The sequence below is a fragment of the Pseudoalteromonas rubra genome (assembly GCF_000967655.1).
Classification (GTDB): Bacteria; Pseudomonadota; Gammaproteobacteria; order Enterobacterales; family Alteromonadaceae; genus Pseudoalteromonas; species Pseudoalteromonas rubra_A.
Map to the genome: position 1 here is coordinate 1 of NZ_JXYA01000082.1, position 14021 is coordinate 14021.

The 14021-nt window shown below is 41.1% G+C and carries 8 protein-coding genes; 7 read left to right on the forward strand and 1 reads right to left on the reverse strand.

Features of this window, described 5'->3' with window-relative positions:
- The first annotated feature begins 253 nt into the window (after positions 1-253).
- Positions 254-1828, forward strand: a complete 1575-nt coding sequence (gene istA, locus TW77_RS23190; RefSeq protein ID WP_046007346.1) for an IS21 family transposase — start codon at positions 254-256, stop codon at positions 1826-1828.
- Positions 1829-1839: 11 nt separating this feature from the next.
- Positions 1840-2589 carry an IS21-like element helper ATPase IstB gene (istB, locus tag TW77_RS23195; RefSeq protein WP_046007347.1) on the forward strand — a complete coding sequence of 250 codons (750 nt, stop codon included), beginning with the start codon at positions 1840-1842 and terminating at the stop codon, positions 2587-2589.
- A 281-nt stretch (positions 2590-2870) separates the two neighbouring features.
- Here istB and TW77_RS25700 read toward each other — a convergent pair whose 3' ends face one another.
- Positions 2871-3302, reverse strand: a complete 432-nt coding sequence (locus TW77_RS25700; RefSeq protein ID WP_046007348.1) for a helix-turn-helix transcriptional regulator — start codon at positions 3300-3302, stop codon at positions 2871-2873.
- A gap of 114 nt (positions 3303-3416) precedes the next feature.
- Between TW77_RS25700 and TW77_RS23205 the strand changes: the two genes are divergently transcribed.
- The 5 genes from TW77_RS23205 to TW77_RS23225 all read left to right on the forward strand — a co-directional run bounded on the left by TW77_RS23205 (position 3417) and on the right by TW77_RS23225 (position 13810).
- Positions 3417-3812: a hypothetical protein gene (locus TW77_RS23205; RefSeq protein WP_046007349.1), complete on the forward strand. Its 396-nt coding sequence runs from the start codon at positions 3417-3419 to the stop codon at positions 3810-3812.
- Between the two features lie 390 nt (positions 3813-4202).
- Positions 4203-9101 carry a cadherin repeat domain-containing protein gene (locus TW77_RS23210; protein ID WP_162197990.1) on the forward strand — a complete coding sequence of 1633 codons (4899 nt, stop codon included), beginning with the start codon at positions 4203-4205 and terminating at the stop codon, positions 9099-9101.
- Complete coding sequence (locus TW77_RS23215; protein WP_046007351.1) at positions 9098-9850, forward strand: Imm49 family immunity protein; 753 nt, start codon at positions 9098-9100, stop codon at positions 9848-9850. Before TW77_RS23210 ends, TW77_RS23215 begins: the two co-directional genes overlap by 4 nt.
- A complete protein-coding gene (locus TW77_RS23220) occupies positions 9847-11175 on the forward strand; it encodes a hypothetical protein (RefSeq protein ID WP_046007352.1) in 1329 nt (442 codons plus the stop codon). The genes TW77_RS23215 and TW77_RS23220 overlap by 4 nt, the downstream gene beginning before the upstream one ends.
- 97 nt (positions 11176-11272) lie before the next feature.
- Positions 11273-13810 (forward strand): DEAD/DEAH box helicase family protein, encoded by a 2538-nt coding sequence (locus tag TW77_RS23225; RefSeq protein WP_046007353.1) that lies wholly within the window; start codon positions 11273-11275, stop codon positions 13808-13810.
- The last annotated feature ends 211 nt before the right edge of the window (positions 13811-14021 follow it).

The window sequence follows — 14021 nt, forward strand, 5'->3', positions numbered from 1 at the left end:
CAAAATTTAGGGACCATTTCTCTTTTGCATGTACCGCTCGAATCCGATCACTCATAACGCTCCATTCCGATCACGCATTTCGGTTTAAACCGATCAGCCGTTTCGCTCTAAACCGATCAAATTGGCCTTTTCTCCGAAATGGGTGATCGGGTTCGCGTAATCCTTGATCGGTTACTCCGGAATCTTCTCTTTTTCCTTTTTTATCAAAAGACTACCCTTTGTGTTCAGTTAGTCTTGAGCGCTTGAGGGTACTATGCCGAAAAAGAGAACCACTATGTCTAAAATCAGAGATGTATTCCGCCTTAAATTTGATGCTAAATTACCCAACCGGGATGTCGCTCATTGCCTTAAATTTGATGCTAAATTACCCAACCGGGATGTCGCTCATTGCCTTAAAATGGGGGCCGCGACTGTGTCTGACTTGCTCGGCCGCTTCAACACCGCGAACCTGAGCTGGCCCTTACCTGATGACCTCAACGATCTGCAACTTGAAGCCGCTTTGTTTCCAAAAAGGCCCCTGCCTGCTGTCAAGGCTTTGCCCGATTTCGCCCTGATCCATCAGGAACTGAAGCGCAAAGGCATGACCAAGCTGCTGTTATGGCAGGAATACCTGGACGAAAACCTCGATACGGCTTATCAGTACACTCAGTACTGCGCGCTCTATCAACGCTGGCTGAAGAAGCAAAAGCGCAGCATGCGCCAGTTTCACCTAGCTGGTGACAAGCTGTTTATCGACTACTGCGGCCCGACTGTGCCCATTGTAAATCCGGATACCGGCGAGGTGCGCCAGGCCCAGATCTTTGTCGCCACACTGGGCGCCTCGAATTACACCTACGTGGAAGCGTCTGCGGGGCAGGATCAGCAGAGCTGGCTGGAGGCGCATGCCAATGCCTTTGAATTCTTCGGCGGAGTGCCCAGGCTGCTGGTGCCGGACAACCTCAAAAGTGCTGTCACCAAAGCGGATCGATACGAGCCCGTGCTGAACGAAAACTACCAGAAGCTGGCCCGCCATTATCAGACCGCGGTGATGCCCGCCAGACCTTATAAACCCAAGGATAAAGCCAAAGCTGAAAATGCGGTGCTGATTGTCGAACGCTGGCTGTTAATGCGGATCCGCAAGCAGGTGTTCCACACGCTGGCTGAACTGAATGCCACGCTCCGCGCGTTACTGAAGGAATTAAATCAGCGCCCCTTCAAAGCCATGGCGGGCAACCGGCAGGGCCTGTTTGAGCAACTGGACAAGCCTGCGCTCACGCCACTGCCTCAGTCGCGCTACGAATACACCGACCACAAGCAGGCTAAAGTCAATATTGATTACCATGTGCTGTACAACAAACACGCTTATTCTGTGCCGCATCAGTATGTCGGTGAGCGAGTCAGTCTCGAAGCCGGGCAACGCGTGGTACGCATCTATCACCACAATCAGTGTATTGCCCGGCACCAGCGCAGCCATAAAGAATACGGCTTCAGCACCCTTAGTGAACATATGCCCGAGTTTCATCAAAAACAACAATGGTCGCCAGGCCGTTTGCTCAGTTGGGGACAAAGCATTGGCCCGGGCTGTCGGGAAGTGGTGGCGCACCAGCTGAACAGCAAACCCCACCCGGAGCAGGCCTATCGCAGCACGCTGGGACTGCTGAATCTGAGCCGCCAATACGGTGAGGCACGGTTAGAAAAAGCCTGTCAGAGCGCCTTGCTGGCAGGCAAACCACAGCGTCAGTTTATTGAAAACCTGCTCAAACATAAGCGCGAAGATGTCACGTTATCAGCTTCGCAGCCGGTCGATTTATGCCATGCCAATGTGCGTGGCAGCCACTACTACAACTGAGGACGATAGTCATGTCAGATAGATTAATAGAACAACTGCGACAACTGAAATTAACCCAGCTGTCGCAAGCGCTGGAACAGCAGCGCCAGCAGCCCAACACCTATCATGAACTGAGCTTCGAAGAGCGGCTTGAACTGCTGCTGGCGCATGAATTACTGGGGCGGGAAAACAACCGAATTCAGCGCCTGCGAAAGCAAGCCAAGTTCCGTCTGAATGCGCCGCCAGAGGAGTTGAACTACACACTGCAACGGGGGCTGAGCAAGGCACAGGGCGCAGAGTTATTCAGTGGTCTCTACTTGCGTCAGCAGCAAAACATCCTGATCACAGGCGCCACGGGGTGCGGTAAAACCTACCTGGCCTGTGCCTTAGGCGAGCAGGCGTGCCGCAGCCAGATAGGCGTCCGCTATTACCGACTGGGGCGACTCCTGGATGAATTACACAGCGCCAGGCTGGATGGCAGCTACAACCGGTTAATGGGTCGTTTAAATAAAACCCCGTTGCTGATCCTGGATGACTGGGGACTGGAAGCGCTGAGCCAGGAGCAGGCAAAAGAGCTGCTGGAAGTGATGGAAGACCGTTATCAGGTGAGCAGCACCATCATTGCCAGCCAGGTGCCGGTGGCGAACTGGCACAGCCTGATCAACAACCCGACGATAGCCGACGCCTTATTGGATCGCCTGGTTCACAACGGGCACAAAATAGAGCTCAAAGGAGAGTCGTTAAGAAAATCGCCATTGACCCAACCCGATCACACAGGTTAAAAATAGCCTTGGAAAAAAGAGAAGAAAAATCGTGATCGGTTTACAGCGAAATGACCGATCGGAATCAGCGAAATACGCAGCCCTCACACGCTTGCCAATTATACGCAACCTGAAATGTAAAAACCCGGCCAAAGCCGGGTTTTTCAAAGCGTTAAGTGCTTAGGGGGTTGATTACATCATGCCGCCCACATTGAGTCTAAGCATTTGTTTTAATTAAAGTAATAAAATGGGAGAAAGTAGTGATACCCCACTTTATACCCCTCGGGTGAAAAAAGATAAATTTATCTGTTTTTCATCCAGTTTTCGATATCAACAGAGCGCCAGCCAACACTTCTACTACTAATCGGAACGCGCGAAGGGAATTCGCCTTTTCGCTCCATACGCCACAATGTTGTGCGACTAAGCCCAACCATTTGGGTAACTTCTTCTAGCCTTAAGATTCTTTCCTGATGTGTGTTTTGAGACTGCTTGGCTTGCTTCACTGGTTCGTTAACGTGCTCCAACATGTACTCCAGAAGCATGTAACCAAAGAACTCTATGTCTGCATTTGGAAGGGATATGTAACCAATCTTATTTTGAGCAATCAGTTGCTCGACCGTTTTCAATGGACAACGCAAAAAAAGTGAGGCTTCTTGCGTGCTTAAACGCTGATATAGCCCCAACCCCATAGTGTCTGATATTTCGCACAATTGCGGTGAAAATGCTTGTCCCATAGCTGATTAAAGTAATGTTTTTTCCTCTGGAAATCAAAGCAATATTACAGCTATTGCTTTTTGAAGCGATCAAGCACAGAATCACTTATATGTTCAGTCAACTGGTGTGTCGTTTTGAAAGCTCACTTTTACCATCCTATAGACGATTCTCTTGAAGCTAAAGCAAAAGCTTTTAAAGAGGCTTATAGAGCGTGGCTGAATATCGAAGCAAGCTTTCACTTTCATGATCAACAAGGCTGGGAAGATCGATTAGGCTCTAAGGAAGACCTTCAAAGTGCAATGGAGGTAACGACTAATACTCTTGAGATGGCAATCAGTTCATTTTCAATCGAAGACCTGCATACTCTCACTCAAGAAGGCTTAATTGATCGTAATGAGCTTGACTATTTAGAGTCCTATCTCTCTAAAGATAAGAATACAAAAACATCAATCATCGAAGCTAGAAAAGCGGAGGTGAGAAACCTCAGAAACGTTGAACCATCTCGAAGTGACTTTGATAAAGATTTCTAGTTTCGTTCTATCTTGTCATTTTAGTGGCTTTTCAATAAGCAACCACTCTATTTTTTACATCAACATCAAATGATATAGATCAAGAAAACAAAAAGTTCACACCTCTCCTCTTGATCAAATAGCAACCACAAACTACATTTCAGATACAATAATTAACAAACTGTTACACATCATTTCAAAATGGAGGTTTGAGTGAGGTTTCTTCTTTCTCTCGTTTTTTTCTGTACTATTTTTGGTCTTTCTGCTTCGCCGGTAAGTGTCACTCCGAACCCAGGATATGTTAATCAAAGTTTCACTTTTACAGTCACTCTTAGCAGTGCCTTGCCGAGAGAGAATGACCTAAGAATCGCTCTCGGAGACGGTGGTGGTGGTTGGCTTGATTACAAAGTCATGGAAGAGAATAGTAACCGAACTTATTTTTCCTATTCAAAAACAATCAAAAAAGCAGGCGATCGCGTATATAAAATTGGGATATTCAGCAATGGAGCTCTCTATAGTGAGACGCAAACATATCACTACACGGTCCTCCCTCCTGAAGCAGATAGCATTTCAAAAAATACGGCTACCTTAGGTGAGTTCACAAACTTCATGGTAAGAGGCCGAGGATTTTCGCCCGATTTTGTAGCCAATATTGAAGGGACATCCAATCATTGTGATAAAGAATCTGTTTCTTTTTCGCACATCGACTTTAGGTGCCGTCCTACGAAAATAGGTCGTAAGCGGTTCTATTTCAAAGATCAATCAGAGGGCAATACAGTTAGTGGGTCTGAAAATTGGTACATTGAAATTACCCAGCCAATAGAAAATACCCCTCCAGTACTTCAGTCTCACAGCTCGCCTAATTCACGTTATGAAATAGGCGACGAAGTAACATTTGTCTTGTCCGCACATGATAGTGACGGCAATTTACGCCAAATTGATGTTGACTGGAATGACGACAGTGGAAGTGAAGTAGAAGGCAGACAAACAACAAACTATGAGCACGAAACTTTTTCTCGTACTTTTAATACAGCAGGCCAATATACAATCTCTTCAACAGCATATGATGAGGAAGGTGCTACAAGTGAGACTCTCAGGTGGACAATAACCGTTGAAGAAGCTTCAGACGTTAACAACTCCCCTGAACTCACTATTATTGAAAAGCCACGTGAAGAACCTCAGTACAGTTACGTTATCGGCGAGCAGGTAGATTTTACAGTTTCCGCATTTGACAGCGATGGGAATTTAAAACAAATTGACGTTAACTGGGATGTAAATGCAGGCACAAATGTCTTAGAAACTCAAGGAGCAACAAATAACGAGTCCCATACCTTTTCAAGATCATATTCCGCTTCTGGTATATATAGAGTTTCAGTTGCAGCAGTTGACGAGCTTGGTGCTACTAGTTCGACTCAGTATTGGTCTATTCTTATTCGCCCAGAAGACACTCCTAGCAGTTACGATTTCAAAATCTGCTCTGAAGTTCAATCATCGTCCCCTTTTGATTGCACTAAGGAACAAAGCTCTTTTGATGAAGCAGAAGATATTTTTGCATGGGTTAAGTTTGAAGGCTTATCTAATGGCCCACATGTTGTTGAATGGCGATTTGTAAATTCTCAACTCGGCACTGAAGAGAGGGAATCAAGCACCTTCACTTGGAATGAAGATCAATGGTACAAAGCATACGCACCTTTGCTTAACAAGCAACCTGGAAATTGGTCTGTTGAGTATTACTTGAACTCTGAGAAAATTGGCGAAAAGAGCTTTGTCATTCAGAGAGAAGCTCCTACAGCTAACAGCTTTAGTCCTTCTACAATCGTTCAGAATCAACCTACCGAGATCACCATTGAAGGTGAGCAGCTAGGCCCTGATTTTGTTGCCAATATCGAAGGCTCTGAAAGCCATTGCCATAATGAAGGCACTAACAACTTAGGTACTCAGCTAAAACTCACATGTACAGCTGAAGTAACTGGAAACAAACGTCTCTTCTTGAAAAATAGGCAAGGCGGAGAGACCATCAGTGGCTCTGAAGACTGGTATATTCAGGTTACACCTGAACAGACACCAAATCAGCCACCGGAATTTGTATCTGGTTATGCTGCTCCTTCATCAGTTCAAATTGGTGGTAGCATTTCCTTTGAAGCAATATTCAAAGATGCAGATTCTGAGAATATTTATAACGCCACTGTACACTATCGTATCCAAGGAGAAGAAAATTGGTCTCTCCTTGTTCTTGATGCACATTCTGGAAATGTAAGGACGGGATATACATTCGTAAAATCAACGACTTTTGATATCGCAGGCTCATATGAATTCAGATTTTCAGCTGAAGATAATCAAGGGCAATCAGTCACCACTGAAGTTGTTGGTAATTTTCAAGTGTCGCCTCCTAATCCAGCTCCAACAGCCAACAGCTTTAGCCCTACCACTATCGTTCAGAATCAACCTACCGAGATCACCATTGAAGGTGAACTGCTAGGTTCTGATTTTGTTGCCAATATCGAGGGCTCTGAAAGCCATTGCCATAATGAAGGCACTAACAACTTAGGTACTCAGCTAAAACTCACATGTACAGCCGAAGTAACTGGAAACAAACGTCTCTTCTTGAAAAATAGGCAAGGCGGAGAGACCATCAGTGGCTCTGAAGACTGGTATATTCAGGTTACACCTGAACAGACACCAAATCAGCCACCGGAATTTGTATCTGGCCATGTTTCTCCGTCGTCTGTTCAAATAGGTGAAAGCACTTCCTTTGAGGCAATATTCAAAGATGCAGATTCTGAGAATATTTATAACGCCACCGTACACTATCGCATCCAAGGAGAAGGAAATTGGTCTTACCTTCTTCTAGATGCAATCTCCGGAAATGTAAGCACGGGATATACATTTGGAAAGTCAGCGACTTTTGATACCGCAGGCCAGTATGAATTCAGATTCTCCGCTGAAGATAACCAAGGTGAATCAGTCACAACTGAAATTATCGATAATTTTATAGTCGAATCTCCTGATCCTTTTACTCTGTCAGTTGTTTCGAATAATGGCAGAACAACAGCCGTTGGAATTGACTGCCCAGGAGACTGCTCAGAAGTATTATATGAACCTGCCTACCTCACCTTTACTTCTGAACCAAACTTTGGATACAGCTTCATTCGGTGGAGTATTTCTGGCTCATGTGAATCAACATCAGACACTACCAACACCACCATTGAACTATTTATAAAAGGCGACTGTAATGCTGAAGCCATCTTTGGCTTACCTGATAGCAACTCTGCGCCAATTATAACGCTTGTTGAGCATGGTAAAACTGAGAATAAATATGAGGGGATAGACTTTCTTAGGAGCAAGTCAGGTAAGTACTTAAAAATCTCTGATAAAGCAGTCATCCTTTTTAAAGTAGACGACCCCGACGAAGATCTAGATTATTTAGATGTAAATTTTGATGGTAGTGAAAGGCCTCCAGTCAAGGTCAATTTAGATCATGGTTCAGGTTTATATTACGCTGAGTACGAATATGAAAAATCGAATTACCCAGATGCAACCACTGAACCATTCTGGAAAAGAGAAAATCTTGAGTGGTCAGCAGTAGCATATGATAAGAATGGCAATGCTAGTAACAAATTATCAAACTCTGGATTTGGCATATATGATAGTGACGATAGGCAGAAATACATTGAGCGAAAATTACAAGCTGAGCGAGATAAGCTATCAGAGATCTTAAGCGAAATAGATAGGGCTCAGAGAGACATTGAGATAATCACGTCCACCATTCTGAAATCTGACACTACAAGCGAAATAGATTTATATATAAGCGAATCATTATCAAATCTGAACTTAGAAGACATATCTTACAACATAGATAGTGAAGAAAAATGTCTTTGGCTTGATATACATAACAATTGCCTCATTGACCAGCACCAGTCTGATCAAAAGCAATACTCCTATACTATTGAGGGAGAAGACGAAAGATATAACTACTTGATATATGTTAAGTATAGTGAGGAAGCACCCTTTCCAGCTTCTGTGTGGGTTGAATACAGCTTAGATGGCCAAGGACTCATAACACCATCTTTCCAAGCAAATAATTCAAAACACCTAAAGCTGCTGTCAAACCTACTGTCTGAAGACGTTAAGAATGATATTGACATATATGAGTCAAGTTCAATCCCACCCCTAGATCATGAATATAAATCTGTATGCTATATCGGAGAAGAAGAATCCCTTTCACTTGCAGATGTTGAACGCTTAGAAAATAGTATTCCTAAGGAACTTGTTGAGCGATTGAAAAATGCTGTAACACTCTCATTCAATACATATAAAGATGAGATTGTAGCGACGGGAAACAGTGTTGCGAACGGAATAAACATAGCTTTAGACTCAAATGCCAGTATAAAAGATAGAGCACATGGAGCTGTAAGCTTCACTTATAAAATCCCTTTAGGAACACTCAAAGCTATATTTTCCGTAGTCGACTCTGCCATATACGGTGCTGGTCAACCCGAAATAGACGCATTTCTTAAAAAAACACAAGGTATCACTTCAGCTGCCTTTAACTCACTAGACGAAGAGTTTAGAAATGAAGTTTTAACAAAAGCTGGTGATATTGCCGATGTCATAAACTCAAACGATGAGTTAAGAGCCTCATTTGAGCTTGCGACATTAGGTATTGGAGGCAAATACAAGAAAGCTACAAATAGGCAACCAGGGGTTATTGCGTCAAGAGCACTAAGTGTTAAAAAGAAGTTTTTAAAAACCACGAGTCAGCCTCTGAGTAAAATCAAAGCGGTTAAATATGCTACCTATTTAGGTAAAAAGGAGTTTGATAAATTTGGTATTAGTGTTGAATTAACTGGAAAAAATAAAGATAAAGCTGACGATATTGCAAATGGAGGGAAAGGTAAAAATGATCCTGACGGTAAAAAAACAGAAGAGCTCAATAACAATGTTTTTCAAGAAATGCTTGGTGATACATACAAATCATACCAGGAGTTAGGGTGCTATTATACAAACTGCAAGCATGGTTTTGATGATATTTTTATAGAAGGTCCACTTGATAATCCAACAAAAATAGTTATTGTAGAATCGAAACAACTTCACAATGGTGCTGCAAAGTTAACAACAGGAAAAGGGGGTAATCCAGATCAAATGTCAGATGAGTGGATAAACAAGGTAATATCAGAGCTAATAACTGAAGGTGGTAAGAAAAAAGAGCTTGCATCAGCTTTGAAGTTAAACACTGGGAAAATAGAAAAGTACGTAGCCGGTGTTAATAGAAAGACAAAAAATTTAGATATAATAAAAATAGACCAATGAAAAAAGAACTATCAACAAAGCTTGTAGAATGCTTCAAAATAAGTCTAATTGAGGAAAAAATACGACAAATATTTTTCACCTCAAAAGAAGCTCGCGGAACAAACTTAGCAAGCATTTGCTTTTATAGAGCTCAGTCTTGCTATTATATATTCAATGAAAAAAATTTAGAAAAAGCAAAACAATACTTTTTCCTTGATGGAAGAGCAACTGAAATTAACGTAAGAATTTTTGATAGCGATCAATCATTGAAATTTTACATTCGAGACGTGGTCTATTTATTGCTTTCTGATAATGCCGATTTAATAGAAAGATTCGCAAAAATAGAGGGGGAAAACTATAACGCCAGACTTAAAGGTGGGTCTCTAGTCCCCTTAATCCAAGCATTAATAAGAGAAGATTTTGAGCTTTTTGATAAGCAATTAAAAATTAGTAGAAACAGAGCGGAGAAAAAAGATTGGAAGTGGATGACTCCTGATTTGGATGCTCTTGAAGGGATCAGAAAAAAAGATATACCCAAAATTGAAGAGGCAATTATGACTCTTGCAACAAAAAAACATAGATATAGAAACCCTGAAAAAATCTACAATGAATTGCTGTCCATACCAGCCCTTGGATATGCCAAACTAGCTTGGTTAAAAGGAATTGAGGTTGAAATTGATCATCCCCTCATTCCAAAAGAGTTACTACCCGTAAAACCAAATTCAGAGTATTGGGAGTATGACTATATGAAAATGGAAGATTTCAAATGAAAGAAATAAAACTGAGTTTAGCTTTATCCGTATCTCTCGTACTTCTAACTTCATGTGGTGGTGGAGGTGGAGGTGGTGATAATCCTGTAGCAACAGTCCCGACCACGATCAACGGAGCATGCGGTTCAGCACACAAAACCTACTCCTATACGGATTTTGAATTTAATAGTGCTGATAATTTTTGTTCTTCAGGAGACGAACACAATAAGCCTTTTAGCTTCCCTGCTGCTGGAAGTACAGTTACCTGGGAATGTAAGGGTAAAAATAATGGTAGTAATGCCACATGCAAGGCTTCTAGAGGGCAACTAGAGCTGTCTGAAGACAATGAGAAAAGCTTAATGAATGCTTCTGTAAATGTAGGTAAAAATGGTGTCTCTAATGCATCAATTGATATATTTACATTGGATAGATCTAAGTTTATTTATACCACAAGTACAGATGAAGCTGGAAATTTTCAAATAAGCCAAACATTTATCAAAGACAAACTTGAATCTGAGGAGATTGACTTTCTTCTTGTAAGATCTTCATTTGGTAGTATTGATAGTTCAAGCACTGTTGATATACCTTCCGAGATATATGGTGTAATACCAACGGAAGTGATACTAGGCTCAGAAGGGTTTTCTGTAAATCTAATAACCTCTTCAATTTACGAAATAGCAAAGATGAGTACATTGGAAGACAGAATTATGTCCTATATTTCAAGTAGGATTTTACCTATCGATGTAAATGAAGATGGTTTTATAAACTACGCTGATGCATATTCACCTAACCTAAAGGAAAAAGAGTCTGAGTTCAAAAAAGATAGATATAATAGAATTGCAACTGCATTAAAAAGTAAAGACTCAAATGACAACGATGACTTAATTGGAACACTCGACATAATACCTATTAGCTATACAGTAAATAATAGTGAGTTTGCTATAACGCTAAATAAAGGGAAGAAAGATATTTTCTACACCACAAACTCCATGTTCAACATCAACAGTGCTAAAAAGTATGAGAGTGAATTAAAACTAAGTAATGGAAGCTACTTAACTTACAGTCAATGCAGTGATGATAAACAATGTGGTTCCAAACAAATAATTTCAGCGAATGGGAATAGGCTGCTCTACCACAATCATTTAGAGGTAGAGTCCAACTCACAGGTTGACATCACTTACATGAATGAGTTGCGAGATATCATCCATGAAAAACACAAGACTTACTCCGATGCTCAGTCAAGTAAAAAAGATACAGAAGCTGAATTAGAGTCATTGTTGCAAGACGCGGAATCCCTTAAAAGCTCAGTCGCTGAAATAGAGAATGAGGCAGAAGAGGATCTTTAGATAATGACAACATCATTGGTTCAAGATATAACTAATATTTAAGTAGACAAATCATAAAACTCAAATCTAGAACACAACTTTGTTCCAAGGATAAGGTATGCCAATTAACTTTGAAAAACGCTCATCTAATAGAGGTTTAGAAAGAAAAATTCATCCATGTGAAATTTACGATACTTTGGATAGACATGCTAATAAAGGACCTCTTCGGATACCAGTTCAAAATACAGTTTTAAGCAACTGGTTTGAAAATTATAAAAACAAGAGAGATGTAATTTTAAAACTGCCTACTGGAGAAGGAAAAACTTTAATCGGTTTGTTGATCCTCCAATCGAAGATAAATCAGGGTAAAGGATCTTGCTTGTATGTATGCCCTAACAAATATCTCGCCGACCAAGTTCGAATACAGGCTGAAGAATTCGGTATACATCACTGCGAAATAAGTGAAGTTGGATTACCAGAAGACTTCATCAATGGTGAAAAGATACTAATCACACATGCTCAAAAGGTATTTAATGGTCGAAGTGCAGACTTTGGAATAGGCCAACATTCCATTGATGTTGAAAACATTCTGCTAGACGATGCACATAGCTGTATCGAAACAATAAAATCAGCCAGTACGTTTCAAATTCCGAGATCATCAAATTGTTACCATGAATTGCTACAGCTGTTTGGTGATGCATTAAAGGGACAAGGAGCAGGAACATATGCCGATATCTGCAATGAATCCAAAAGTGCCATATTATCTGTACCTTATTGGGAATGGGAAGGTAAACAAGAAGAAGTAGTGCAGATTCTTTCAAAGTACAATAAAACCAAGGATAAGTCTGTATGGTTTACATGGGATTTATTGAAAGACAACTTAAAACACTGTACAGCTGTATTTTCTGGCACAGGAATTGAGGTGTCACCACGATTACTCCCTATAGAAATGTTCGGCACATTTTCTAGAGCTTCTCATCGAGTGTTTATGTCGGCCACCATTTCAAACGACTCATTTTTTATTCGAGATCTCGGCTTAAAGAAAGAAGTTATACAGAACCCACTGACTTTCGATAAAAAGTGGTCAGGGGAAAAAATGCTCTTAATACCTTCTCTTATAGATGGAAGCCTTACAAGGGAGGCGATTGTCAACTGGGTTGGTAAATGGCGAAATACAAGCTTTGGAGTCGTAGCTATTACTCCTAGCAACTGGCATAGAAAGATATGGGAAGGCTTAGGTGCCAAAGCTGTCGATGCTAAAAACCTATTAGAGGAAGTTGAAAAATTAAAGCAAGGTCAATTTCCAACCCCCATTGCAATGGCAGCAAAGTATGATGGCGTCGATCTCCCCGACAACATGTGTCGAATCCTTGTTATAGACTCTCTACCCATAACAGAAACAATCACTGAAAAATATATTGAATTTTGTGTACCTAATAGCACATTTACACAAATCAAAACAGCTCAAACGATAGAACAAGGTTTAGGGCGTGCAGTTCGAGGAGAAAAAGACTATTGCATTGTTTTGCTCCTGGGTAACGATCTCATTAAACAAATTCGTTTCAAAGGCTCTAGCACTTACCTATCACCGCAAACCAGAAAGCAAATAGACATGGGTTTGGAGCTGGCAAAGTTTGCCAGAGAAGACAAACAAGATTCACAAAGCTATTTTGACATGCTCAGCTCCATAATAACCCAAGGGCTAGGGAGGGATGAGTCATGGAAGCAGTTTTACATTGATAATATGGAGTCGATTGACAACAGTGATGATCGTTCAACGTCTGCCAGTGACAACATGCTCATACTTGAACGCAAGGCAGAATGTTATCATTCTGAAGGGAAACACGAAAAAGCAGTAAATACAATTCAGAACCTTCTGGATTCTCACTCCTCGAAACTTTCTAAAGAAGAAAAAGGATGGTATTTACAAGAGATGTCTCGATACTTATATGCGTTCAACCGTGTTGAGGGCATGGCAATGCAAGTCAACGCACATAGCACCAATAAACGTTTATTTTTACCACCTAGTGGATACCAATTCACGAAAATAGATCTCAAAGCACAGGAGCGGATAATGAATATTAAACGCTTGATCAGCCAGCATGATGACTTTGAGGGTTTTTTAGTTTACATGGATGATGTATTTTCAAGATTAACTTTTGGAGTTAAAGCTGAGAGGTTTGAAAGTGCAATTGACGAACTAGGTAAGTTGTTGGGCTTTAATACTGAACAGCCGGATTCGAACTGGAAATCTGGCCCTGACAACCTATGGGCCATAAAAGATGGAAAGTACCTTTTTATTGAATGTAAAAGTGAGGTCCTGCTCACTCGGGCAGAAATTTTAAAAGAAGAAACAGGGCAGTTTAATAACAACATCGCATGGTTCAAACGATTTTATCCTGGGGCCGAAGTCGATTACTCTATTATCATCCCTACAAAGAAAGTAAAATCAAATACTGGATTCAATGAACCTGTTGTAGTGTTAAGGGAACGAGGATTGAAGAACCTAGTACGTAATGCCAGAGCATTCGTTTTAGGTTTTAAAAATACCGATCTAAAGAACTTATCAGATGAATTTATTCATCAAGCTATAAATCAAAATAACTTAGGTGCTGATACGCTTGTTGAGAATTATTTCGAACCTTCAAGGAACTAGGTAAGTGTGAAATTCATAGAGAGTAACGCTTCTTCAAATACTCTCTATGAACCTCAAACCAAGTAGTCTTGAACTGAGCTACCTTTAAAAACTAAAAGCATTATCGAAGCAAACAAACCCTTAACTGTTAAAATCAAAATATGTGTTCTAATAGGAGCTAATTCAAATTAGCTCATCATGGTGATCTTCAGAGATATAGTCATTTCTGGTG